The sequence below is a fragment of the Shewanella sp. KT0246 genome (assembly GCF_019654955.1).
Classification (GTDB): Bacteria; Pseudomonadota; Gammaproteobacteria; order Enterobacterales; family Shewanellaceae; genus Shewanella; species Shewanella goraebulensis.
In genome coordinates this window covers 45,583-70,586 of the sequence record NZ_BPEV01000006.1, presented here as the reverse complement: position 1 = coordinate 70,586, position 25,004 = coordinate 45,583, and the positions used below count along the sequence as shown (strand labels likewise).

Below are 25,004 nucleotides of genomic sequence, written 5' to 3'. Positions count from 1 at the left end.
AATAACTCTTTTTGTATGAATGGCTCAATTGCCGTTCAAAAAACTGATAGCAACCGCTTACTCATTGCGTCAGTGGCTAACTTCAGTTAGACCTTTTATCAATTTTGTTAGTAAAAGGTGCTTACTCATTTGTTAGCGATAAAAGCATTAATAAGACTTAATTCATCATGTCCACTGGAACCCTATCGGCTAAACAAGGTAAGGACTGTTAACTGAATTCTCACTAAATTAATAAAATGATACTAACATAATACAATATCAATTGTGAGATGCGGGTCATATTTCATTGCAGTATTTATCAAATTAGAACGTCATTTTCTTTAAGTTGCTGTTATTTATGATTTAATGTTTTATTTTTGAATTATGGATTGTGATTTTTCATGATCGAAATCACTGAATTGCTTTTACCTTGTGCTATATTTGTATTACTTAATAGTTGGAGGTAGCAAATGAAAGTCCCAAAATCTTTATGTGCAGTCGCCTTAATGGGCGTTTTTGCCAATAGTTCTGCATGGGCTGCAAATTTTGTTTTTTTAGACGAGGCCACATTGGCGACTAATCGTGCTTTATTACAGTCAGATAATGCGCCAAAAGCTATGCAACACAGTTATCAGCAATTAATAGAAGAAGCGGAAATTGGTAAGCAAGTAGGCATTTTTAGTGTTGCACATAAAGGGTTCACTCCTCCTAGCGGTGATAAAAATGACTATATGAGTATTAGTCCTTATTGGTGGCCTGATGAAACTAAAGTGGATGGCCTGCCTTGGATACGTTTTGATGGGAAAACGAATCCTGCGTCTAAATCTGACGAAACGGATTCAGTGCGTATTGGTACTTTTACTCGTACTGTGCGTGCGTTAGCGTTGGCTTATTACTTCAGTGAAGATGAGGCTTATGCCAATAAAGCTATTGAGCTAGTTCGAGCTTGGTATATAGATGATGCGACTCGGATGAATCCGAATGTTAATTTCGGTCAAGGTGTTCCTGGTGTTGCCGATGGAAGACGCAGTGGCTTGATTGATACCCGAACGCTGGTTGAACGAAACTTAGATGCGATAGCTATTTTATCTCAATCCCCTGCTTGGACAGACAAAGATGAGCAAGGGATTAACCAATGGTATAGCGATTATCTTGATTGGTTGATTGAAGATGACTTAAGCGGCGGACCAAAAGGTGAAGCTTATGCCCCTAATAATCATGGCACTTGGTACGATTATCAAATGGCAGGTATTGCTTATTTCCTTGGGAATGCACATTTAACTAAGCAAATGGTACAAAAAGGTAAGGTGCGAGTTGATACTCAGTTTGCTGAAGATGGCTCGCAGCCCCATGAGGCCCAGCGTACTCGTTCGTATCACTATCATTACTTTAGCTTAGATCCACTAGTGGGCATTGCTCAGCTTGGCGATAAAGTGGGGGTTGATTTATGGCACTATGAAAATCAACAAGGAGTGTCATTATCAAAAGGCATCGATTTTATGGCGAAGTATAACGACCCTCAAGCAAAGTGGCCGTTTCCTGAAAAAGATAGCCGCAGGATCGCGCGTATGTCGCCAATATACTTAAAAGCGGGTCAGGTATTAGATAATAATCAGTGGATTAAGTTAGCTAAAGACACTGACTTTAGCCAATATACTGTGAGTAAAAACTTGGCAGAAGTATGGGCTCAACGTGAAATTGAATTGTTGTATCGTGCTGAGTAGTTGCTAATAACAGTTTTAAGCGAGTTTAATAAGCCTCTTAATCAAAGTTCAGGTTAAATAAAAAAGCGAATACCTAGGAGTTGAATTCAGGGGGTATTCGCTTTTTGTTATTTGCTCTTTTGGTTGTCAGCCATTTGTCATGTCTAACTTTTACATACTTCTATTTACGTTGACTGAGCCTATATAAGCGGGCAAAGCTATCACGACTGCCTCTTGATAGTCTTTTTTGTTGAGCTAATAACAATTCTGCTGCGCCGAGGGCATCGACTAAGGCATTGTGGCTATTATATTCAGGTAATCCGTAGCGTTTTCGGGTTCCAGCTAATGTTAAGTCGACATCTGAATAATGATCGATTGCAGTAGCAAAGTGCTTTTCTAAGCATAAGGTGTCGAGCCAAAGTAAGGGTAGGGTTGGTAGTTGCCAATATTTTTTTGCGTAGTAATTGATAAATTCAGCTTCAATCACCGAACCGTGAGCCACTAACACCTTGTCGCTAAGATGAGTGAAGAAGTAACTCATGGCTTCATGAAGCGATACTCCGTTAGCCAACATTTGCGGCGTGATATGGTTAATCACTGCTGACTCAGGTTTTACCTTATCAAAATGCTTTATATAAACATGCTGGCTATTGGCTAAATCAATTTGTTGATTTTTTATCACTACCCAGCCCATGCTGAGTATTTCATCTTCGACAGGATCAAACCCTGTGGTTTCAATATCAAGTACCACGTAACTCTGTTCACTGCACAAGGCGTTAAGCTCAGGTAATGGCGCTGAGGTTGGCTCGACTAAACTACTAATTAAGCTGTCTTTAATCTTAAAATTTTCACGCTGCCTTTTTAAAGCTGACAGGGGATGAAAGTAATCTAAAAGACTCATTAGATATTTCCAAAGCGCAATTTAGCCGCATCTTGTTGATCTGCAATGATCCTAAAGGCATCTTTTAAATGTTTACGCTCGAAGCTGCCAAAGGTGTCTGGATTAATGTGATTGTCTGGAACTTTGCCTTCTTTTAAAGCGGTTAATTGATGGCTATATCTGAACGATAAAATAAACCGATAAGCCCCCATGATATTTTTAAAGGCGTCATCGCTTAACACTCCAGCTTTATTGGCAGCCTCAAATCTAGCCTCGGTTTGTAACGCATCACTGCCCACAGCTAAAGCGTAAATCCGCGCTAAATCGATAATTAAATTAATCGCGTATTTCTTAATATTGAGGGTTTTATTGTTCTCACCACTTTTTTCTAAAACCAAGGAATTAAAAATACCGAGTGGTGGACTCGTGTTGGTGGCATCTTTTACCAAAATACCCAAGAACTCGGCATTGTTGCGAATGTGGCTATGCATTGACTGATGCAGTTCTTGCTCATAGGTTGGGTTACCAAATACAGTTCTGATTTCTAAAAAGACACTGATATTTAATAGGCGTTCGTATTCAGGATTAGCGACCCACTTCTTATAATACTGTTTCCACATTAATAAAGGTTGGCGCCACTTCTCGGTAGTCGGCATGTAATGACCAGTACATAATGGGAAGTCACAGCGATCAAGCCCTTGAGTGACAAAGTCAGCCAAATGTTTAAAGTAAATACGATCATTATCGGTGGCATTGTCTGCTAAAACGATCGCGCTATCTTGGTCTGTTAAACAATGAACCTCATTACGGGCGTGGGAACCTGCGACAATCCAGGCAAAATCACAAGGCGGCGCACCAAGTTGATCAATCATAATATTGATTAACCTTCGCGTGTAAGCATCAAAAATCATTGCCATCACTTTACCTATGGTTTCAGGAACGACTTTTCCTTCAACTAAGGCTTCGAAAATAGCTTGGCGCTCAGGGTTTAACTCGGCTAATTCTTTAACGCTGACGGCATACTTAATCTTTTCTATTAGGAAGATTGCCTGCATGCGGTGATTTTGCACCAAGTGAGTGGTGGTTAATAAGCCCACTACTTTATTGTTTTCAACTACAGGTAGGTTTCGCACATTGTATTGCATCATAAGTGATGCAGCTTGCAACACAAGATCGTCTGGGGTGACCGTTAACGGGTTTGACGTCATCACATCTTTAATAGGGTTATCAATTGGATAGCCTTCAACGATGACGCGTTTGGTCATGTCTCGATCGGTAATCAAACCAACAATTTTTTCATTCTCATAAATCACCGCGCATGAGGTGCGCTTAATCATACGCATTTCATGGGCAACAGCCTGAATGCTCATATCTGCGGTAACCACCGCGATACGGCCACTGGCCACATCTTTAACTTTACGTATAAAGAGCCCTTTTTCCTTATTCGACCATACAACATCTAATGCTGAGTTTAAGCGTACCTGAGCTTGAGATGCGAAATGCTCGGCATATTCTGGGGTCTTAGTGAATAAGGATTGAAGCGCAGAGTGTGGGATTAGATACAGTAAGCAAGGTTCAATGGCGGTGGCTTGATATCCTTGATCATCATCAACATCAGAATCTAGAAAGGTAAAACCGAATAAGTCTTCAGCTTCTAAACGGGCGCGAAGTACGCCACTTTTTTTACGTTGCTCCATGGCACCTGAACGAACAATATAAAGGTGCTTTTCTTCATTATCAGCAGATAAGTCGACCACTTCGCCTTGGGCTACATAGATAATTTTTACCACTTCAGCGAGATCGCGCACCACGGTTTTAGGCAGTTTATCAAATGGATCGATTTGTCCAATAAATTGGATGACATTAGGAAGTAAAGATTCGTCCATTTCTGTACCTTAAATATTAAATAACTAATGATCTAACCTAGCTTAAACTCTATTTTCTCAAGCTGCATGAAAATTTAAGCAGCCTGAGCAGTTACGGCTATAGCCTAACTATGGAGCATGAGTCACCTTGAGTTCGGTAAAGCCAACTTCAAAAATTTGTCCAGCATAATCTGATGAAGTGACAATTTGCGGATAAATACCGGCTTTAAAGTAATATTCTTCATTAAGCCAAGCTGTATCTAAAGTGTACTCTTTACCATCGTTAGCAATGACGGGCTCGCCCCACTTTAATAATTTCTGAGTGCTAATGCCTGAAATTATCGTTGTCAGTGTTATGCCAGCAGTATCGACTTCAATTGCATATTGCCAATCTTCGTAAGCTTTAGCTGTACCAAGCTCAATACTAAATGGTTGGCAGCTATCACAAGTTTGATTATCGGGTTTAAAACTATCATTTAAGATCACCCTGACAGGCTTCTCGCTACCTTCCCATAGGACTTTAACTAATGCTTGTTTGATATCTTTACCATGTACTTGGCCGACGATGACTTTAGGACTAACCGACGTTATCTGTGGGTACTGGATAATATTAAGCGAAGACTCTAATTGGTGTTTACCGCTGATCGCCCAATTCTGATTGGTCGCAGAACAAGGGTTTTCTGTATCAAATCGATAAAGCTCTCGTAATTCTGAGCGAACATATTGAGTATTAGGCGTGGTCGCGCCATCCATTCCTAAATCAACATTAAACACCATTTGCTGTGGACTTTTCTCAGTCCAGAAATAGGCAATGTCGGTATCGTTAGATAAGGTTTGATTATTACTGCATGTGGAGGGTTTGAGTTCTGCTGCGCTTGTCCCCCCTGAACCATAAAAGCTGTCTTTACTCTCAGGAATAGTCAACTTCCATTGCTCAATGGTCCAATTACACGTTTCGCAAGGAGGCTCTTCAGGAGGCGTTTCAGGAGGCATTTCAGGAGGCATTTCAGGTGAATCAGAAGAACCTGAACAACCTAAAAGGAGTATAAGTAATACATTAGAGATGAATATACGCATTAACATAACGACAACCTTCCTTATTTGTAAGACAATATATCTTACTTTTTAAAACAAATTTGTGGGAGAAATTTTTAATATTATACTCAATTAGTAATCAATTAATGAGATTATTGTTAATTTCTGTGGTTAAAGTTTACCCTGAAAGCTCTGTTGTTAAGGTTTTTTTCGCTTGGGTGACAAAAGATAATCAATTTTATACTCCTAATTAGTTAGTTTATGAACAATCTCACAGTTTTTCCTACCAAAAGATTAATAATACAAATAAGCTTGTGTTAAATAATACAAATGGGAAAGGGGAAAGTATGAAAAAGCGTATTATCGCTTCAGCTATTTCTTTGGTATTGCTGGCAGGTTGTGCAGCTACCGAGCCTGCGGTTGATGTTGTGGGGACAGCAACAATCACAGGACCAATGGTTGAGCAAAATAATAAAAGTGCTATTGATGCGACATCTTTGCAAACAGCAGATGCTGCCGCATTAAAAGATAAATTGCTCACACTCCAAGATGGCGAAACACTCGTCATTGATGCTGGCAAATATGCCAACCTTGGTAAGTTTGATATCAAAGCAAACAATGTCACCATTAAAGCGGCGAATCCTGGCGAAGTTTGGTTTACAGGGTTAGTGCAATTTAATTTACGTGGAAATAACATTACTTTAGACGGTGTCGTATTTACCGACGGTGGCCCAGCTGAAAGAATGGGCGGTGTGGTTTTCCGTGGTGATAATAATACGCTGACCAACTCTACTTTCTACTTCTTCAACGACGATTACCTTTATCAGCCAGACGATAAACGCGCTGAATACCCTAAATACTTGTGGATTTCTTTATATGGCAAGCACAACAGCCTAATTAACAATACTTTTGAAGGTAAGCATAAACGTGGCACCCTGATTGGCGTGCAGAAAAAGAAAGGTGATACCACGCCTGATCACCACACCATCAAAGGTAACCTTTTTTATAATCAGCAACATAACCAGTTTAATGAGTTCGATAACCCTGATGCGGTGCGTTATAACTCAAACAGCTGGGAAGCTATTCGTTTAGGTGATTCAAAGAGTTCTATTTATGCTTCGAAAACCTTAATTGAAGACAACTTATTCCTCAAGTGTGACGGCGAAACTGAGTTAGTTTCTCTTAAATCTGGTGGCAATACATTAAGAGGCAATACCTTCGTTGATAACGCTTCGATGATTTCTTTGCGCCACGGTACTAATAACGTTGTCGAAGATAATGTGATTTTAGGTAATAACAAAAAGCAGTCAGGCGGTATCCGCTTTTACGATGCAGGCCATATCATTCGAAATAACTATATTGAGCGAGTCATGGGGACTGGTGACGTCCGTGGTGGCATTGCGGTAAATACAGGTATTACCGATGTCGAAAATGGCGAGACCTTAAATAACGATGTCAAAGGGAAAGAGCTAAATAAGCAAGCTACGCCTTATAAGGTCAGCATCGAAAACAACACCATTGTCGACTCTCGTCAAAACATTCTTTACTCCACCAAAACTCATCGTGTCAGCCTATATGACAACGCTAAAGTCAGCACCATATTTGCAGGGACTGATATCAGTTTTAAGAACAATTTGTCTTATGCCAAAGCGTCTAGAACACTGACGTTAAAAGGCAACGATAGTGTGGCGCCGCTCATAAATCCTACCTACGAGAATGACTTATATTTTGGCCCAGTGTCAGGTATTGAGCTTCCATGGGATGGCGTAATTTACCGAAATCCTAAGCTACAACGTGCTGAAAATGGCTTGCTAGAAGCGACCAATTTTGATGGTGGCGCAAAAGGCTTAAAAGTTTTAACCACTCAAGATACAGGCGCTAGTTACCGTATCAAATAATAACAAGATGAACATTAAACTCATTAATGGGGCAGTAAAATGAGAATTAAAAAACTATCGGCTTTAGTGGCCATTGCTTTATCTACAAGTTTATTAGCAGGTTGTGATTTTTATGATGAACCACCAGGAGACGGCGGTACTGATCCTGGGTTACCACCAGTAGAAACACCAGATGTGGCTGATGTTGTTGCATCAAGCTCTGCTGAATTATTAGCGGCCATTGATACAGCAACTGCGGGTGATGTGATTGGTTTAAACATTGCTGGCACGTTCAAAAATGTCGGCACTGTGATCATTGATAAAGCGATTACCTTAATTACCTCTGATGCAGAAGGTGCAATTGATGATCCTGTTGCTGGGGAGCAAGCTGTATTATCGGGCGCAATTTGTATTGATATTCCTACAGAAGCCGCTGAAACATTACGTGGTGGCAGCCAAGCACGCATTTCAAATATTGGCTTTGAAAACATTACCATGGACAGCTGTGGTAGCGGTGAAAGCACATCAAATTCAGTTATTAACATAGGTAAAGTCGGTAAAGATAAAACGCCGGTGATTCTTGATAATTTAACCTTTGATGGCACAGGCTTTGAAGAGTCTACAAGTGACAGCGCAGCTTGGGTTTACTCTCGTGGGTTAGTGAATATCTCTAACAGTGTTTTCAGTAATAAATCTACCGATGCACAAAGTATGCTTTACCTGAACTGTGGTAGCTCTGCATCACGCGGTGGCAGTTACGCCAATGATACTGGCTCAATAATGACGGGTAATACTTTTGCTCTCGCAGAAATTAATGCCAATGATGCAACAAAAGCCGCCACTATTGGTGTGCCAAGTAACTTAGGTCAAGAAAATAAAAACTGTGCAGCAACATTCACAGACAATACTTTTGAGAAGTTTGGTTTCTTAATAAGTGAATCAAGTGACCAATCAACTGCACTTTACGATGTGTTTGGTGATACTACTCAGTCAGATAACCTTTTACCTGATGAAGAGACGGACCCTGGCCTTCCACCTGTTGACCCAGGAGTGGTCAAAACTGTTGATGAATTAGTTGCGGCTATTGAAGCTGCAAGTTCAGGTACCACAATCAATTTAGATGTTGCAGGTGACTTTGCTAATGCTGGCACCATCGTTATAAACAAAGCGATCACTTTACAATCTACCGATGCTGAAGGTGTGGTGAGCGAAACTGAGCAAGCGGTATTCTCTGGCGCTGTTTGTATCGATATTCCTACAGAAGCTGCTGAAGAGTTACGTGGTGGTAATCAAGCCAAACTGACGAATATCGCTTTCGAAAACATCGTGATGAGTGATTGTGGTTCAGGTGAAAGTGCCTCAACCTCTATCATTAACATTGGTAAAGTCGGTAAAGACAAAACAGCGGTTATCCTTGATAACTTAGCTTTTGATGGCAGTGGTTTTGAAGAATCAACGGGTGAAAGTGATGCTTGGGTTTATTCACGTGGTTTAGTGGATATCTCTGACTCAGTATTTGCTAATAAATCTGCTGACGCGCAAAACATAGTTTACCTCAACTGTGGTAGCTCAGCCTCTCGCGGTGGTGATAACACAGACCCTCGCGGTTCAATCATTTCTGGCAGTACTTTTGGCTTAGCTGCAGAAAATACTTCAGGGATGACCATCGCTGCAACTATCGGTGTGCCAAGTAACTTAGGCCAAGAAAATAAAAACTGCGGCGCAGAGTTCTCTGAAAACACCTTTGATAATTTCAATGAGTTAATCAGTGAAACCAATGACATCTCTACTGCACTTTACGATGTGTTTGGTGACACCACTGAAACCAATAACACAGTGACTGGCGGCGGCACAGATCCAGAGCCAACATACCCAGAAAACGTTGAAGAAGTGAATGCTGCAATTCAAGCTGCAACAGCAGGCACCACCATTACTTTAGGCGCAAGCTTTGAGTATTCAACAGGCGTTATCACTATCGATAGAGCGATTACATTAACAGGTCAAGATGGGGCAGCTATTTCTGGTAGTGCTTGTATTGATGTGATTGATGGTGCTGCAGGCGCATCAATCTCTAACATCGCATTCAATAATGATTCTATTGCTAAATGCGGGATTACAGATGATGCCAAAGAAGCGGTAATTAACATTCAAAAAGTCGGTGAAGATAACATGCCGATAGTGCTCAATAACCTTTCATTTGATGCTTCAGGTATTACTGAGCAAGATCAAATTGAAAACAAAGGTGCTTGGATACGTTCATACGGTTTCATCAACTTAACAGGTAGCGAATTCCTTTCTCAAAGCCGTAACTTACAAAACGACATGGTCAAATTGACTTGTAGCTCAAGTAAAGGCCGCATGGGTACGCTAATTGACGGCAATACGTTCAGCATCATCGGTGACGGCAATAAAGAAACCGCTGCAGTTAAAATCGGTGACTCAAGTGGCGGCATTATTAAAGATGCAGACAACGAGAACACCTGTGCAGTGACGGTGAGCAATAACACCTTCACTGACTATACCCTTGAAGCAGTTAATGACGTAGGTACAGGTGAACGCGATGCAGCCATTTTTGCTCGCCTGCCAGCAGAAAGCACCAACGTATTCACTGATAACACTCACAACTAACTATTCCGAGAATTGTTAATTGATATTGAAAAGGCATGTGCTGCGCACATGCCGGGTATTTAACTACCTACAGGAAGATATTTTAAGATGAAAAAATCAATTTTAGCCTTAAGCGTATTAAGTTTAGTGAGTGGTTCAGCATTAGTCAGTGGCTCTGCATTAGCGAATAGCACCATCACAATGAAGTGGGAACATAAAGTCGTGGATGGTCGTACTGATCGTCCTAAAGTCGAATTCAGTCACCGAATGGACAATGGTTTCATGTTCGGCTTTGAACAAGTTTGGCAGTATGATCGCAGCAAATCAGAACTTGAAACAGGTTATGCACCTGAGCAGTATGAGTTCACGATCAAAACAGGTTACCGTCATCGCTGGGGCGATCGTAATGAGCATGAAGTCGGCCCTATTCTTGATTATCAAATTAAAGAAAACGCTAAGAAAATCCGTTATGGCGCATTTTATGGTTATCGTTTAACAGAAAACTTCCGCATGAAAGTACGAGCGCGTTACTCTGAAGATTTAGATCGTTTGAGCCTTAGCAGTGGCGTTTACGATGACGCTGTGGGTAAAGAGATGCGTTACGATCTTTGGTTAACTTATACGTGGAATGACTTCAGATTTGTCTGGGATGCGATTTACAAAGACAAGCTAGATGATAACGTCTTTGATAACAATGAAGGCAATGTTTGGGAGCATGAATTAAGTGCCGAATACCGTTTACCTGATGCTCGTGCCCATGCTTTTTATGGCAAGTTTAAATATAAAGCTGAATTGCTCAAAAATAGTCACTTAAACAGTGAATATGATTGGTATGGCAAGCGTGATAACGCAATAGAAATTGGTTATAAATACCGCTTCTAATCCTGTTTAGCGATATCTAAAATTATCAACCGATGATGCTTGGGCATCATCGGTTTTTTCGTTTCAAGCTAGGATCTTTTGTTCTTTACAGTTTAGATTTCGTTCTAAATAAAGGCTAGCTAAACGAGGTGAGTGGATTGCCGCCTAGTTATCTAAGCAAATTTGCTTCAAAAACAACAATGAAAGACCATCTTGCCAATGTGATTGATAAAGGCAAAGCTTGCACTCTGATGCGGGATAATTTTAAAATTTGAAGGTGAACTTGCATAAATAAGACATTCAATTTGGTGGTTTCATCTATCACGATATTAGGAATCAGATTTCTTGGTATTAAAGACTATTTGACCATGAATCTATGGCGATAATTTGCTATGTTTTAGTAGCCATGAATAAACTCAGTAAAGTGACACATTTTATAACGATTGATCTAGGTTATTCATGTGCTTAAGAATGCCTTCCTGATAACATGTATTAATCAATAAGAATTAAATAAAAATAAACTAGAGTAGCGCTTCTCCATTTTTAGAACATCGACGCTATTGAGTAAACCAAAGGGATTTCAATGAAATCGACCGAGCCAGATTTACATTTAAAATCGCTTATTCAACGAAAGTATAATCGAGCCGTTTTTTATACCTATATTGGTGTAATTGTGATGGCGCTATTATCGGCTTGGATGCTGTTTGAACGCCAAAAAACACAATTAATTAAAGAGCGTGAAGAACAGGTTTTACGCCATGTACTGCAAATCGATTTATTGCTTGAGTCTAGTATTCGCGCGGTAAAAAGCTTGCGAAATGTGGCTGTTGATAACTTACGTTTGGGAGAGCTCGTTCGTAAAGACCGCTTACCTCAATACGAAAAGTTCAATGAAGATGGTCAATTCTTTACCTTAGAACCTAGCTATGCAATCAGTGGTGAACCGTTCACTAACATGGGACGCATCACTGGAATGGGCTCGTTAGATGGTCGCAGTGACGCTTTCTATCAAGAACTAGAAATGCTATTTGAATTATCGTTATCTTTTCCGGTTGCCAAAGAAGCTGCGCCAAAAGCATCGTCAATTTATTACATCTCGAAACAGCGGATTATGTCGTCGTTCCCTTGGTCTACAAACGAATCACGCTTTAGAGAAGAACTGCTAAACAAGAAACAATTCCAACTAGCGACACCAGCGATGAACCCCCAACGCAGTGTATTTTGGCGTGAAGCCTATGTAGATTTAGCTGATCAAGGCTTGCTCACCACCCTTGGTTTGCCGGTATACCTTGAAGATGATTTTATCGGTTCAATTAATCTAGATATGACACTGGCATCCCTTGCTAAGCAAATGCGGATGTACTTTAAAATGCCTGGAACAGTGATATTGCTGGATCAATACAACAATATCCTCTCTCATAGTGATTTTGACGCTAAAGATATGAACCGTGTTTATCATATCAGTCAACGAATCCCATCAGAGCTTCATTCTCTACCTGAATCAGAGCTATTCGATGCCCACGATGGCATATTGCGCAATGGTTATTATATTCACTCAGTTGCCCTGCAAAACCCGCCTTGGCGTTTACTGTATCTACAAGATGAAGACGTGTTATTCCAAGATGCTTGGGACAAGCTAAAGCTGACCTTCTTGCTAGTGGTTTTAGCGCTGTCGGTATTGGTGACGATTGTTCACTGGCAGACCCGCCGCTCATTCGTAAACCCAGCGTCTCGTTTATTAACTCACTTAGAAGCGTGCTCTCGTGAACCCATTGCTGCACCGAAAAAAATCACTGAAGGTTGGGAGCCGTGGTTTTTATTGGTGAGTCGAATTTTTGAAGAAAACAAACAATACACTCGACACTTAGCTGAGCAAAACAAACGCTTGGATAATTTGGTGGCGCGGCGCACACAACGTTTACGTGACACCACCGAACGACGTGAACGAGAGTTTGCATTACTGCGTTCGCTGATTGATTCGATCCCAGAGGCTATTGTTTATAAAGACAAGGAAGGTAAGTATTTAGGTTGTAACAAATCTGCTGAATACATGCTGGGTTGTAAAGAAAACGACATGGTTGGCCAGATGTCATTAGCGACTACCCATGATCAAGGCGATAGGATCCGCGAGGAAGACCAAAAAGTCTTAAGCGATCGTTCATTACTGCGCTATCAAGAAAAAGTGGATATCGGCGGTAAAACCGTACTACTCGATACACTCAAGCTGCCTTTTTACAATCGTCGTGGTGAGTTATTGGGTCTGATTTCGGTATGGCGTGATGTCACCCGTGAGTACGAATCGGCCGAGCAATTACGTTTATCAGAAGAACGTTATCATTTAGCGATGGATGCGGTAGAGGATGGTTTATGGGATTGGTATTTAGACTCTGAACAATTGATCTGTAACCCTGCGTTTTACTCAATGCTGGGCTATAAACCGAATGAATTTCCTGCGCTGATATCATCAACGGATGCACTTATTCATCCTGATGATCGCATGCGAGTTGAAGAATATCGTAGTGGTTATGCTAAAAAGCCTGAAGGTACCTATGAGATCGAGTATCGAATGCGGGCTAAGTCGGGTGAATATCATTGGGTGTTATCACGTGGTCGCGCGGTAGAATTTGCTGAAGATGGCCAATCAAAACGTATGTTGGGTACCCATAAAGATATTACTCGTCAAAAGAGTAACGAAGTGGCCTTGCTAGAAGCCAAACAAGACGCTGAATTGGCGAATATGTATAAGAGTGAATTCTTAGCCAATATGAGTCATGAAATCCGCATGCCAATGAATGCCATTATCGGTATGTTGCAGTTAGCTCAGCGAACCCAGTTGACGTCGCAACAACAAGATTATTTAAATAAAGCCGGTTTCTCTGCTCAGTCATTACTGCGGATTATTAATGACATTCTCGACTTCTCCAAAATTGAGGCGGGTAAGTTAGAGCTCGAGCGAGTGTCATTCCCGCTGGATAAAGTGCTTGATCATGTCATTGATATGAACGCGCAAAAAGCCCAAGAAAAAGGGGTTGAGTTACTGCTTTATGCACCAGTGACAGCAGGATTAATTCTAAATGGCGATCCACTGCGTTTAGGCCAAGTGTTGGTGAACTTACTCTCTAACGCTGTTAAATTTACTCAAAACGGTGAAATTGAGCTGGGTTGTGAAGATGTCGGTGAGCGTGATCATCGCATTACCCTTAAATTCTGGGTCCGTGATACTGGTATTGGAATTAGCAAAGAGCAGCAAGCTAAATTGTTTGATGCCTTTTCACAAGCCGATGGTTCAACCACGCGTAAGTACGGCGGAACAGGTTTAGGCTTGTCGATTAGTAAACACTTAGTGTCGCTAATGGGCGGTACGATGGAAGTGTCATCTGAGCCGAACCAAGGCAGTACTTTTAGCTTTAATATTAGCTTCGAAATTGCCGAAGAGAATGTCGTTGCGCCATTAGTGGTCCCAGAGCAGTTGAATAATTTGACCACGTTAGTGGTCGATGATAATCCAAGTGCTTTACAAATATATTCAACCGTAATGAGCGACTTTAGCTTTGAAGTTAAGACCGCACAAAGTGGCGCTGAAGCACTTGAAGTATTAACCCATTCGTCAGTGGATTTATTGCTGCTAGATTGGATGATGCCTGAAATGGGTGGCGGTGATGTGGTGGATATCGTTGATGAAATGGTCGCAGATGGTCGACTGAAAAAACGTCCTGTTATTATCTTAATGACTGCTTACTCAGCTGAGCCTTTAGAAGCTGAGTTTGATGAAAAACGCGTGTTTGCAATATTACAGAAACCTTTTAAAGCTTCAGCCCTGTTTGATGAGATTATCGGTGCGTTTGCTGCTGAGCCTAAGCTAAACGTTGCACCAGTTGTGGAAGAAAACCCGCAGCAAACCAAAGAAGCTGGCTTAGTGTTATTAGTGGAAGATAACTTTATCAACCAACAAGTGGCGACAGAGTTACTTAAGAGCGCAGGTTATGAAGTGGTGCTAGCTGATAATGGTCAAATAGCATTAGACATCATTGACACTAAAGCTTTTGACGCTGTGTTGATGGATATTCAAATGCCAGTAATGGACGGTTTAACTGCCGCACAAGAGCTACGTAAGCGTTATTCTAGTGAACAAATGCCTATTATTGCGATGACAGCACATGCGATGTCGGGTGATCGAGAAAAGAGCTTAAAAGCGGGTATGAATGCCCATATTACTAAGCCTATTGTTTTGAATGAGTTATTTGATACGTTAGAGCATTGGATAGATTACAAGAATAGTCACAAGTCGTAATCATGCAAACAGCGTAAGCTTCGTTCTAGTTATTGTCTAGTGCCGATCTAGCTCTAGCTTAGCGCTGCTATTTGTATTAACTTGCTTAACGCTTGCACAGTTAAAACGTGAGTAACCCTGTTTTATCGAATTGGAGATAGTTGAATGATCCGCCACAGCATTGCACTTTCATTGGTATTAACCGCAATACCCGTTATGACTTACGCGGCTACACCTGCGCAAGAAGTGATAAAAAAAAGTGAGAAAGCCAGTGGGTTTATTAACTTTTACTATCAAACCCAATCTGGTGAGTTGTTTTTAGAAGCCAAAAAGCTTAATCAACCATTTTTGATGATCACCAGCTTGCCCCATGGGGTAGGCTCAAATGACATTGGTCTGGATCGTGGTCAATTAGGTGAAACTCGAATGGTACAGTTCGAGCGCCAAGGGCCATTCATTCTATTAAAGCAGTTAAACACCTTTTATCGAGCCAGTACTGATAATCCCGCCGAACGATTAGCAGTTAAAGAAGCATTCGCAGAATCAGTTTTGTGGCGCGGGAAGGTCTTAGATGGCAAAACGCCCTTAGTCTCAATCAATAATTTAGTCCTTAACGATCTTCATGGTGTAGCGCAACGTTTTGCTGATACCAAACAAGGCAACTATAGCTTAGATACCTCGCGTTCAGTAATTTTGGAACAAGGTATTAAGTCCTTTGAGAAAAATGCAGACGTGGATGTATTACTGACATTTACTAGCCAGAAAGAAGGCGAATACGTTCGTCAAGTGACTCCTGATGGAAAATTTGTATCGGTGCGCATGCGTTACTCGTTTGTCGATTTACCTGAAGAAGGTTATCAGCCCCGCGAATATCAACCCATGAGCGGTTATCTATCTGGTGAGTACTTTGATTACTCTGCACCGATAGACTCACCAGTGAGTAAACGTTATTTACTCAGACATCGTTTAGAAAAAGTCACTCCAGGTCTTGCACCTAGTGAAGTCGTTAAACCTATTACTTATTATCTCGACCCAGGTGTGCCAGAACCTATTCGCACAGCGTTACTTGATGGCGCTCGCTGGTGGGAAGAAGCTTTTACTGACGCAGGCTTTATTGATGGTTTTAAAGTAGAAATGCTGCCTGAAGGTGCTGACCCACAAGATATTCGTTATAACATGATTCAGTGGGTACACAGAGCGACCCGTGGTTGGTCATATGGCGCGTCAATTAAAGACCCTCGCACAGGCGAAATCATTAAAGGACATGTGACGTTAGGCAGCTTGCGAGTGAAGCAAGATCACTTAATAGCACGTGGCTTAACAGCTGGTTGGGAAGACAGAAAAGCTGCCAGTGATGCATCGATGGCATTAGCGTTAGCCCGTATTCGTCAATTATCAGCTCATGAAATAGGCCATACTATTGGGTTGGATCATAACTTCGCATCATCTACTAATGACAATGCTTCGGTGATGGATTACCCACATCCTAATGCCACATTAAATGGCGATAAAATTGATATATCGACACCTTATTCTGAGGGTATTGGTGAATGGGATAAATTTACCATTGCCTATGGTTATGGTAATGAAGCCAGCATGGCTGAGTTAGTGCGTCAGGCGAGAACTCAAGGTTTACGTTACATTGGTGAGGCTGATTCACGTTCGCCTTCATCTAGCCATGCCTATGCGAGCTTATGGGATAATGGTGCATCTGCCGCCGATGAGTTGACTCGGTTAGAAAAAGTTCGCCGTACTGCCATTGAGCAATTTAATGCCCAAGCGCTGCTTGAAGAGCAACCATTAGGTGAGTTGAGTGATGTGTTTGTACCAATCTATTTGTTAACTCGATATCAAATTGATGCAACTGCTAAGTGGATTGGTGGCAGTGACTACAGCTACCAGCAACAAGGTTCGGCGGAACGTTGGCATTACCTTTCTCCTAAGCTGCAACATTCTGCATTAGCCTCATTGCTAGATGTTATATCAGCCCAAAGCTTATCAGTTCCAGCTGAAGTGACAGAGATGCTAGTGCCTAAAGCGGGTAACTATCGCAAAACCCGCGAAAGCTTTGACTCTGGTATTGGGGTATTAACCGATCCTATTGGTATGGCGGAAGTATTGAGCCGTCAAATTGCAAACAGACTTTTGGCACCTGAGCGCCTAAATCGAGTAAATCAAGGGTTTATGGATGATTCAGAGCAGTTATCGGTTGTGAGTTTAGTGGATAAATTGCTGGCGAAAACCGTGTATCAAGACTTGCAGCGAGGCCAATTATTAGCAGTACAAATGCGGGTAAATGCAGTGGTATTGGATGAAGTATTAGCCAGTTATCATGATGATAAAACATCAGCTGAAGTCAAAGCGCAGTTACTTGCGAGACTTCACTATGCTGAAAAGCAATTAAAGCGCCGTAGTAATCGCGCCAGTAATTACCAAGCTGCTCATTTTGATTGGTTATTACAAGGACTAGCTAAAGGATTAGAGTCGAAAGAATATCGCTTTATTGCTCAGCCGCTGAAAATGCCTCCGGGCTCACCAATTTAATCGATTAAAAGCCTCATTTTAAAATGAGGCTTTTTTGTTTCTGGTCTTTAAGTCATTGTTAAAACGAATTTTTTTAAGGCTATCCCCTTAGAAGCTTGTTTTCTAGAAGCTATTAGTTATGCGCTTTTTTAGGATTTTTAGGATAAAAATGCTCAGCTTTACTGTCGATATGTGAAAACTGACGGGTATTTTTATAAGGAAGTTTCATAAACCCTGATACTCCATGGCCTTGAATCTTTGTGGCATGATGTAGAATTCGATCGAGTGAAGCGCGAAAAGCGGCCTGTTTACGCGGGTTTAATAACCGCAAATAACTGTGCACTTTTAAGTGGTTAGGAAGCGCTTCAAAGATGATACAACCGGTATGATGAATTTGGTTAATCCAGCCCAATTCGGTCATGATTTCAGTTGGCAGCTCTAAATTTTCTTCTGGATCTTTGCCGTCTTCAAAGTAAGAGTGTAATCGCGAACGCCCTTCAGATGCTGGGACATCACCGACTTCAAAACTTAACTGCGCATCATTTACCATTTGATAGGGCTCTGATGCATTTTGTCGTTCAAGGTGTAAGGTATCTTTAGCATTAAAAAAACAAGCTTTAAACACCCCGATACGCTTAATACCGCGGGCGAGGGTAACCATATTATTGACCGCTTTTATGAGTACATCTTTGGTTTCAGGGTCATAAATTGCAAGGTTTGAATCAATATAAACCCCACTTTTACGCCAATGAATCGCTAAACCTCCCACAATAGGGTACTGGGCTAATTTACCCACAGCAGCGACAAAGCCTTTTTCGGTATCGCCCATGCCGGCTAAGAAATTTCGGTAGTACTTCTCTAGTTGTACGTCGTCCATTTTGGCAATGGGATCTTGGGTGTTGTGTTCTTTTAAGAATGATTTTCGCGAGCTATAACTTACCGTTTCAACTTGTTTCTGTTTTGGCAGTAGCCACAGCGGAATATCTTCGTGAAGTGGCTGAGTTTGTAAATCAGGCAAGTGCATTTTGTGGTTATGTCGCATACTTTTTAAAAAGTAATCGCCAGCAAGGTTTTGTCTTTCGACATCATCACTGAGCATGCCATCTAGTGTGCGCGCAAGTTCAATGGGCAGCCCCAAACTACTTGCGGGGATCACTTTACTGCCAAAGCGACTGATTTGCCCTGAAGCCAATGCATATAGGGTTGCAGCTACACCTTGCTCATCAAACCGCGGGCTGGACAGTGCGCCGTTAAGTTGTTCAGAACCAATAAAGTATACGTCGCCCATTCTGGCATTGGTATGGTGTTGATCGCTCGACATCAAAGACATCACGTTATCTTCAACGGCCTTATTATGTTCATCACGTTGAGCAAAGACTGCTGATCCCCAATCGATTAAAGACAGGTGATCATTTTTAATGTCATAGACTAAATTAGAGGGCTTAATGTCACCGTGCACAAGACACTTACCAGTGCGAAGGTAATAAAGTAGGTTGGCTAATTGGCGAGCAATACTGACAATCATTGCCACTGGCAATACGCCCAAACGATGACAAATTTTATCTAAATCTTCACCCTGTGCTCGTTCCATTACCATAATGCCTTGTTTACCGACCCGCTCAAATTTGATGCCGCTTGGTACATTAGGGTGGACTAACTGACTAAGCATAAAAGCTTCTTCTTCAAGTCGGTCTTGGACACTGCGAGGCAGGGTTATACGAGAGAACTTAAATACATGGGATTCGCCAATGTCGTTGGTGCCAGCAAACACGAAACCATAAGCACCTTTACCAATAAACTCGATATCGGCATAACCGAGCTTACTAAGCTGTTGATTACATAGTCGGATCCAAGCGCGATGTTTTCGAGCATCTTCAGCTTTTAATAAATAAACAGATTGCTCTTCATTGATATAAAAGTGTTGTAGCTGAGGTGTTTGCACTGGGTACTCCTGTTAGCTAACTCATCGGCGTAATGAATTAGAAACTCCATAAACTCATATTTCGATTTATCAGGCAAGGCCTTAGATAACTTTTTACTATTATTCATCAGTAAAAAGCAAAATGATCGATAGAACGGCCGCAATTAGGCCTAAAGTGAGTTTTATATTAGCTATTGCGGGTAAAGCTGCCTATCTCAAAAAAACGGAGTTGTAAACTTTGACATGAATCAATTTGTTTTTGGTGATAGACAGGTACTATCTAAATGAATCAACGGATTCGGTTTAATCAAGGAGTGCTTATGCCTACCATCAATAAAGCTGACTTAATTTCACTATTTTCTTTTCCGCGTCAGCGTATTTTACAGTCTATGGAAGTAACGCATTGCCCACATGCAGTGTTCTATAATGCCAGTGATGAGCAGTGCACTACGTGCCATCAAGGTGAAGAATGCATTTGGATGAATCACAATGATGAATTAGTGGCGATTGAGAAGAAATCCGTTGAAGAGCTCAAACAGCAATTGCTGATCGCGGTAGACTTTATCGATTCAAACTTAAGCCCGCACCATTTATCAAGACGCAACTGTCAATGTGATAACTGCAAATGGCTTAAAAAAGTACAACAAGTGTTAGAAGGTGAACCTGAATAGGCGATCAGCATTTTTTAGCTTAAGGTTGGCAAGTAAGTAACTTACTCATATTTACAGCTATAGTTAAAGTGAAGAAAACCTTAATAACCATCCCCTTATTTCAGATTTGTCTGAGAGAATAAGTTGTAGTGCCATATTGCATATCACAATTTTTGTGATTACAGTGAAACCCATTAGTTATTGATGATATATCACTAGGGGTTTGTAATCATGGAGCCGAGTTTTTGGCACGAAAAATGGGATTTAAAGCAAATTGGATTCCATCAACCGCAAATTAATGAATTTCTGGTTAAGTATTGGTCGCGTTTATCGTTAGCAACCTCTGCAGAAGTCTTTGTTCCATTGTGCGGTAAGTCATTAGATATGTGTTACTTAGCGGAGCAAGGGCATAACGTACTTGGCTGCGAGCTAAATCAACTAGCTGTTGAAGACTTTTTTAAAGAAAATAATCTCCCTGTTAGTCATCAAGTTAAGGGGGAACACCAAGTTTACTTAACTGAGCAAGTCTCGCTCATTCAAGGTGATATATTCACCTTACCGACAGAATCTACTCAATCAATTACTGCTTTTTATGATCGCGCTGCGCTTATTGCCTGGCCAGAAGAAATGCGCCAGCAATATGCGATAAAACTTGCGACATTAGTTCCTGCTGGCGTTAAAGGTTTACTGGTGACCTTGGATTACCCACAAGAAACCCTTAATGGCCCACCATTTGCGGTAAGTCCGCAATGGATAGAACAATACCTAGCACCTTACTTTGATGTAGAGCTTTTAGAGTGTGCTGATGTATTGGCTGAAAATCAGCGGTTTGTGAAAAAAAATGTTCCTTGGCTTAACGAAGCAGCTTACGTGCTGACTCGTAAAATATAAAATTGCAAAGATGTGAAGAATTAAACCTTATTAAAGTTTCATATCTATTTAAAAGGCAAAAAAAAGCGACCATAAGGTCGCTTTTTTGATATTAGTCGCTTGTTATTAAAGCGATTTACTCAATTAGAAATCGTAACGCATACCTACGGTAAATACGTTGTCATCTTCTAAATCGATGGTTGGGCCACCGTCAAGTTGGTAATCACCTTCGTACATAGCGTAATGGCCATATACTAGAGTAGATTTAGAGATGCGGTAATCAGCACCTACAGTGATTTGAGTAATGCTAGCATCAGTAACAACACCATCTGCTGCTTTTTGCTTAGTTAGGTAACGACCGAAACCACCTTCGTCAACACCGTACTCAGCTTTTAAGTTAACGCCGTTTAGGTTGTAAACCACGTTTAAGAAGTAAGAATCACCTTCTTGCTCAGTTGTTTGGCTTTCAGTGTTTTGGTATAAACCGCCTACTTTGAAATCGCCAAATTTAACTTGACCCACTGCACGGTATGCATCGATGCCACCGATAGTGTTGTAAGCAGCTGCTACATAGTAGTTTTGTGCTTTAAGTTTTTTATCACCAATCGTTGCACTTAATGCATATTGATCTTCATAAGACTCGTTGTCATCAGCATCGGTGTAATTATCTTCCATTAAGTAAGTCGCGTTTAATGTGATTAAATCAGCGATTTTTGGAGAGTAGTACCAGATACCGTCAGCAGAACGAGTTTGACCAGCCACTAAACGGTCGATATCAGCATTGCTGTTACCGAAAACGTCAACGCCGCCTTCAGATTGCTTAAATACTGTGTCGTTACGGCCAACTAATACAGTACCGAAGTCAGTTTTTAGACCTAGGTAAGTATTACGAGCTTTGAAAACATCTGAACTTGAAGAGGTGTTTTCAACTTGGAATTCCATTTGGTATAGCACTTCAAAAGCATCAGAAATTTTCTCACTGCCTTTAACACCTAAGTGAGAGAAGTTATTTTCGAATACAGTGCCTTCTTTACCTTCTTGGGTAGTAACACCAAGATCAGAATTAGTTACTGCTAGGTCTAAACGACCGTAGAAGTTAGGGCCATCGGCTAGCGCACCGAAAGAAGTTAAAGCAATAACTGAGGCTACAGATGCTGAGATTAGCGTCTTTTTCATCTTTTCATACTCCCGTATAGAACCGAAGTCCTATTCCCATTATTGGGTGTTATAGTGAATTTCAGTTGCAAAAAAACTAATAGAAAATGCTTTTGCATAACGAACTGATCGGAATTTTTGCAGGTTTATAGGGTATAAGTTGTGGTGTAGTTCAAAGTTTTTGGTATAACGTAATGATTTAAGGTAAAAATGTGACAAATTCGATACTTTTGAGCATTGATTAACAGCTTTTTAGCAAACTACCTATTTGTGGAGGTTCACAAGCTTTGTTAATTCGTGTAAGGCTTGACTGTATTGGCTATACGGCTAGTTAAGGTGTTGCTAAATTGTTAACTCTTAAGCGGTAAAACTGCTTGAATTATGCGGTTTTGCATAATTCAAAGGTTGAATAAAATAAAGGCTATAAAAAAAGCGACCTTTTGAGGTCGCTTTTACATTTTTAAAACAATTTACCGCAGTATATTTCGGCGGCCAATTGGTTGTTTAGAAGTCTAAACGAACACCAACAGTAAAGATGTCATCACTTAAATCTTCAACAACACCATTTAATTTCATGTCGCCATCGTATTTAGTGTAGTGACCATAAACTAAAGTGTTTGAACTTAAGCGGTAGTCAGCACCAACACTGAACTGTTGGATTTCAACATCTGATACATCTTTACGAGCATCTAAAATGTTTGCACCTTCGCTGCTTTCAAGCTGACCTGTACGACGGTCTACAATTTTACCTAGCCCAGAATCATCGTAACCGTACATAGCTTTAATTTTTAGATTACCCATTACATAAGCTGCATTGATGAAGTAGCTGTCACCTTCAAGGTGTGCTAATTCGCTTTTTAAGCTTTCAGTGTTTTGGTATAAACCGCCAACAATGAAGTTGCCGAATTTAGCTTGTACAACACCACGGTAAGCTTCGATATCTGTGATACCGTCTTGGTAAGCAGCTGCTGCGTAGAAGTTTTGTGCTTTAAGGGCTTTATCACCAATTGTTGCACTAACAGCGTACATAGAATCACTTTGTGAATCATAGTTGTCGTCCATTAGGTAAGTCGCGTTTAGCGTTACCATGTCAGCAATTTTTGGAGAGTAGTAGCTGATACCATCGCCTGAACGTGTTTGCCCTGCAGCTAGTAAATCGATGTCTGAGTTAGTGTTACCAAATAAGTCAAAACCACCTTCAGAAGCTTTGAATACAGTGTCGTTACGACCAACTAATGCAGTACCTGCATTGGTTTTTAGACCGATAAACGTGTTACGAGCTGCGAAAGTATTGCCTGAGTTATCAAAGTTGCTTACACCGAACTCCATTTGGTAGATCACTTCAAAATCATCATTGATTTTTTCTGTGCCTTTAACACCTAACCATGAGAAGTTGTTTTCAATAATAGTGCCGTCTTTTTGATTTTGAGTAGCTACACCCGCATCAGAATTGGTGAATGCAAGATCAGCACGGCCGTAGAAATTTGGGCCATCAGCTAGCGCAGTAAAAGAGGTCATTGCAGTGCAAGATAAAATTGCTGCAGTGATCAGGTTTTTTTTCATCATCTTAATCTTCCTTTGGTAAGGGCTTGATTTTGTTAGACACTCATCAGTTATGCCTAACATTGATAGAAATAGCGATGACGCATCAAATAGGGTGCGTACGCTATTTATGGAATCCTGTATCTGCGTTTGATATTGCCATAAAAACTTAATAAAAAAGTGTGACACTAGTCACTAAAGGTTGGATTTTTTCGATATGTATCATATTGATTTACAAGCATTACTGTACTGAGTAACATAATTTCTAGCTTGCTTAACTAACAATATCTCTAGTTTTCCCTATTAGCATAAACTGATAACAATTGTGTCGCTTGTGAGCTATTTTTAAATGGTCGTTATGGGCTAAAAATGCGCAGTTATTTTTCGTCACTCAGTTATTTCGATTTTGCTGAGTTTCGTATAAAATATCGCCCCCTTATTAGTGAGCACACAAGAGCGTTACATGTTGTCAGAATCTTATTTAAATCGTTTTGGTGGAATAGGCCGTTTATATGGTCAAAATGCACTACAAAACTTTGCTAACGCTCATGTGGTTGTCATAGGTATTGGCGGTGTCGGTACTTGGGTGGCCGAATCTCTAGCACGAAGTGGGATTGGGCAAATAACGCTAATTGATTTGGATGATATCTGTGTCACGAATACCAACCGTCAGTCACATGCTATTGCATCAACAATTGGTGAGTCTAAAGTAGAGGTAATGGCAAAGCGTATTCGTGATATAAACCCGGAGTGTGTGGTTAACGAGATTGAAGATTTTGTTACTGCTGACAACTTAGCTGAATACTTAGGGACTAAAAACGATCCATTATCTATTGATTATGTGGTTGATTGTATTGATGCGGTAAAACAAAAGGCAGCGCTAATTGCTTGGTGTAAACGCAACAAGTTAAAAATTGTCACCGTAGGTGGCGCTGGTGGTCAAACAGATCCCACTCAAATTCAGCTCACTGATCTGGCTAAAACAGTTCAAGACCCATTACTTGCTAAAGTTCGGGGCATTTTGCGCCGCGAATATAATTTCACTAAGAATACTCAACGACGTTTTGCTGTCGATGCTGTTTTTTCTACTCAACATCTAGTTTACCCACAAAATGATGGCAGTGTCTGCAGTACAAAAGCAACTGCAGAAGGCAGCATGCGTATGGATTGTGCATCAGGATTTGGCGCTGTAACTATGGTAACAGGTACATTTGGGTTTATTGCAGCAAGTCGTGTGTTAGCAAGGTTAGCTGAAAAATAATCGAT

Annotated in this window: 15 protein-coding genes; 9 read left to right on the top strand and 6 right to left on the bottom strand. The window is 40.8% G+C overall.

Annotation, left to right across the window (positions count from 1 at the left end):
- Positions 1–449: 449 nt before the first annotated feature.
- On the top strand, positions 450–1,703 hold the full coding sequence (locus K5Q58_RS04455; RefSeq protein ID WP_220752671.1) for an alginate lyase family protein: 1,254 nt from the start codon (positions 450–452) through the stop codon (positions 1,701–1,703).
- 160 nt (positions 1,704–1,863) lie between these two features.
- Here the strand turns inward: K5Q58_RS04455 and K5Q58_RS04450 are convergent, their stop codons facing one another.
- The 3 genes from K5Q58_RS04450 to K5Q58_RS04440 all read right to left on the bottom strand — a co-directional run bounded on the left by K5Q58_RS04450 (position 1,864) and on the right by K5Q58_RS04440 (position 5,510).
- Positions 1,864–2,583: a 3'-5' exonuclease gene (locus tag K5Q58_RS04450; RefSeq protein WP_220752670.1), complete on the bottom strand. Its 720-nt coding sequence runs from the start codon at positions 2,581–2,583 to the stop codon at positions 1,864–1,866.
- The gene (locus tag K5Q58_RS04445; protein WP_220752669.1) at positions 2,583–4,448 is read right to left on the bottom strand and encodes a putative nucleotidyltransferase substrate binding domain-containing protein; all 1,866 of its coding nucleotides are present in this window, start codon (positions 4,446–4,448) and stop codon (positions 2,583–2,585) included. The genes K5Q58_RS04450 and K5Q58_RS04445 overlap by 1 nt, the downstream gene beginning before the upstream one ends.
- A 108-nt stretch (positions 4,449–4,556) precedes the next feature.
- Positions 4,557–5,510 carry a polysaccharide lyase family 7 protein gene (locus tag K5Q58_RS04440; RefSeq protein WP_220752668.1) on the bottom strand — a complete coding sequence of 318 codons (954 nt, stop codon included), beginning with the start codon at positions 5,508–5,510 and terminating at the stop codon, positions 4,557–4,559.
- Between the two features lie 299 nt (positions 5,511–5,809).
- On the opposite strand from K5Q58_RS04440, the gene K5Q58_RS04435 reads away from it, so the two are divergent.
- From K5Q58_RS04435 to K5Q58_RS04415, 5 genes are all read left to right on the top strand, one after another.
- A complete protein-coding gene (locus tag K5Q58_RS04435) occupies positions 5,810–7,360 on the top strand; it encodes a polysaccharide lyase 6 family protein (RefSeq protein ID WP_220752667.1) in 1,551 nt (516 codons plus the stop codon).
- Between the two features lie 39 nt (positions 7,361–7,399).
- Positions 7,400–9,967, top strand: a complete 2,568-nt coding sequence (locus K5Q58_RS04430; RefSeq protein ID WP_220752666.1) for a hypothetical protein — start codon at positions 7,400–7,402, stop codon at positions 9,965–9,967.
- Positions 9,968–10,054: 87 nt separating this feature from the next.
- Complete coding sequence (locus K5Q58_RS04425) at positions 10,055–10,828, top strand: hypothetical protein (protein ID WP_220752665.1); 774 nt, start codon at positions 10,055–10,057, stop codon at positions 10,826–10,828.
- 562 nt (positions 10,829–11,390) lie between these two features.
- Positions 11,391–15,098, top strand: coding sequence for a response regulator (locus K5Q58_RS04420; protein ID WP_220752664.1), 3,708 nt, complete (start codon positions 11,391–11,393; stop codon positions 15,096–15,098).
- A 144-nt stretch (positions 15,099–15,242) separates the two neighbouring features.
- Positions 15,243–17,621 carry a zinc-dependent metalloprotease gene (locus K5Q58_RS04415; RefSeq protein ID WP_220752663.1) on the top strand — a complete coding sequence of 793 codons (2,379 nt, stop codon included), beginning with the start codon at positions 15,243–15,245 and terminating at the stop codon, positions 17,619–17,621.
- A 112-nt stretch (positions 17,622–17,733) separates the two neighbouring features.
- Here the strand turns inward: K5Q58_RS04415 and K5Q58_RS04410 are convergent, their stop codons facing one another.
- Entirely contained in the window at positions 17,734–19,542 is a 1,809-nt protein-coding gene (locus K5Q58_RS04410; protein ID WP_220752662.1) for a protein kinase, read from the bottom strand.
- A gap of 299 nt (positions 19,543–19,841) precedes the next feature.
- Here K5Q58_RS04410 and K5Q58_RS04405 point away from each other — a divergent pair, with 299 nt between their 5' ends.
- Both K5Q58_RS04405 and K5Q58_RS04400 read left to right on the top strand, forming a co-directional pair.
- The gene (locus K5Q58_RS04405; RefSeq protein WP_220752661.1) at positions 19,842–20,192 is read left to right on the top strand and encodes a hypothetical protein; all 351 of its coding nucleotides are present in this window, start codon (positions 19,842–19,844) and stop codon (positions 20,190–20,192) included.
- A 210-nt stretch (positions 20,193–20,402) separates the two neighbouring features.
- A complete protein-coding gene (locus K5Q58_RS04400; RefSeq protein WP_220752660.1) occupies positions 20,403–21,062 on the top strand; it encodes a thiopurine S-methyltransferase in 660 nt (219 codons plus the stop codon).
- Between the two features lie 123 nt (positions 21,063–21,185).
- Here the strand turns inward: K5Q58_RS04400 and K5Q58_RS04395 are convergent, their stop codons facing one another.
- Complete coding sequence (locus K5Q58_RS04395; protein ID WP_220752659.1) at positions 21,186–22,217, bottom strand: porin; 1,032 nt, start codon at positions 22,215–22,217, stop codon at positions 21,186–21,188.
- A gap of 483 nt (positions 22,218–22,700) precedes the next feature.
- On the bottom strand, positions 22,701–23,759 hold the full coding sequence (locus K5Q58_RS04390) for a porin (RefSeq protein ID WP_220752727.1): 1,059 nt from the start codon (positions 23,757–23,759) through the stop codon (positions 22,701–22,703).
- 445 nt (positions 23,760–24,204) lie between these two features.
- Here K5Q58_RS04390 and tcdA point away from each other — a divergent pair, with 445 nt between their 5' ends.
- Positions 24,205–24,999: a tRNA cyclic N6-threonylcarbamoyladenosine(37) synthase TcdA gene (gene tcdA / locus K5Q58_RS04385; protein ID WP_220752726.1), complete on the top strand. Its 795-nt coding sequence runs from the start codon at positions 24,205–24,207 to the stop codon at positions 24,997–24,999.
- The last annotated feature ends 5 nt before the right edge of the window (positions 25,000–25,004 follow it).

Coding starts and splice junctions, on each gene's coding strand:
- K5Q58_RS04390 (WP_220752727.1), bottom strand. CDS start 23,759: ATGAAAAAAAACCTGATCACTGCAGCAATTTTATCTTGCACTGCAATG.
- K5Q58_RS04445 (WP_220752669.1), bottom strand. CDS start 4,448: ATGGACGAATCTTTACTTCCTAATGTCATCCAATTTATTGGACAAATC.
- K5Q58_RS04415 (WP_220752663.1), top strand. CDS start 15,243: ATGATCCGCCACAGCATTGCACTTTCATTGGTATTAACCGCAATACCC.
- K5Q58_RS04420 (WP_220752664.1), top strand. CDS start 11,391: ATGAAATCGACCGAGCCAGATTTACATTTAAAATCGCTTATTCAACGA.
- K5Q58_RS04400 (WP_220752660.1), top strand. CDS start 20,403: ATGGAGCCGAGTTTTTGGCACGAAAAATGGGATTTAAAGCAAATTGGA.
- K5Q58_RS04435 (WP_220752667.1), top strand. CDS start 5,810: ATGAAAAAGCGTATTATCGCTTCAGCTATTTCTTTGGTATTGCTGGCA.
- K5Q58_RS04425 (WP_220752665.1), top strand. CDS start 10,055: ATGAAAAAATCAATTTTAGCCTTAAGCGTATTAAGTTTAGTGAGTGGT.
- K5Q58_RS04430 (WP_220752666.1), top strand. CDS start 7,400: ATGAGAATTAAAAAACTATCGGCTTTAGTGGCCATTGCTTTATCTACA.
- K5Q58_RS04395 (WP_220752659.1), bottom strand. CDS start 22,217: ATGAAAAAGACGCTAATCTCAGCATCTGTAGCCTCAGTTATTGCTTTA.
- K5Q58_RS04455 (WP_220752671.1), top strand. CDS start 450: ATGAAAGTCCCAAAATCTTTATGTGCAGTCGCCTTAATGGGCGTTTTT.
- K5Q58_RS04440 (WP_220752668.1), bottom strand. CDS start 5,510: ATGTTAATGCGTATATTCATCTCTAATGTATTACTTATACTCCTTTTA.
- K5Q58_RS04450 (WP_220752670.1), bottom strand. CDS start 2,583: ATGAGTCTTTTAGATTACTTTCATCCCCTGTCAGCTTTAAAAAGGCAG.
- K5Q58_RS04405 (WP_220752661.1), top strand. CDS start 19,842: ATGCCTACCATCAATAAAGCTGACTTAATTTCACTATTTTCTTTTCCG.